This window comes from Corallococcus sp. AB049A (genome assembly GCF_003668885.1).
Classification (GTDB): Bacteria; Myxococcota; Myxococcia; order Myxococcales; family Myxococcaceae; genus Corallococcus; species Corallococcus interemptor.
The window spans coordinates 1-456 of sequence record NZ_RAWL01001064.1; the positions used below are offsets into that span (position 1 = coordinate 1).

1 protein-coding gene is annotated in these 456 nt (G+C 67.5%); it reads left to right on the forward strand.

Annotation, left to right across the window (positions count from 1 at the left end):
• The coding region (locus D7X55_RS46325) for a thiamine pyrophosphate-dependent enzyme (protein WP_233610449.1) at positions 1–456 on the forward strand (456 nt) is incomplete at both ends.

Below are 456 nucleotides of genomic sequence, written 5' to 3' on the forward strand. Positions count from 1 at the left end.
CACATGGGCTTCTCCGCCGACGTCGCCACCGATGGCGGCCCGGTGCACCTGGCGCTGGCGTTCAACCCGTCGCACCTGGAAATCGCCGACCCGGTCGTGGCCGGTTCCGTGCGTTCGCGCCAGGAGCGCCGCAAGGACACCGCGCGCAAGCAGGTCATGCCGATCCTGATCCACGGCGACGCGGCCTTCTCCGGCCAGGGCGTGGTCATGGAACTGTTCCAGATGTCACAGGCCCGCGGCTTCGCCGTCGGCGGCACCGTGCACATCGTGGTCAACAACCAGGTCGGCTTCACCACCTCCAACCCGCTGGATACGCGTTCCACGCGCTATGCCACCGACGTGGCGAAGATGATCGCCGCGCCGGTGCTGCACGTGAACGGCGATGACCCGGAAGCAGTGGTGTTCGCCGCACAGCTGGCCTTCGAATTCCGCCAGACGTACGCCAAGGACGTGGTC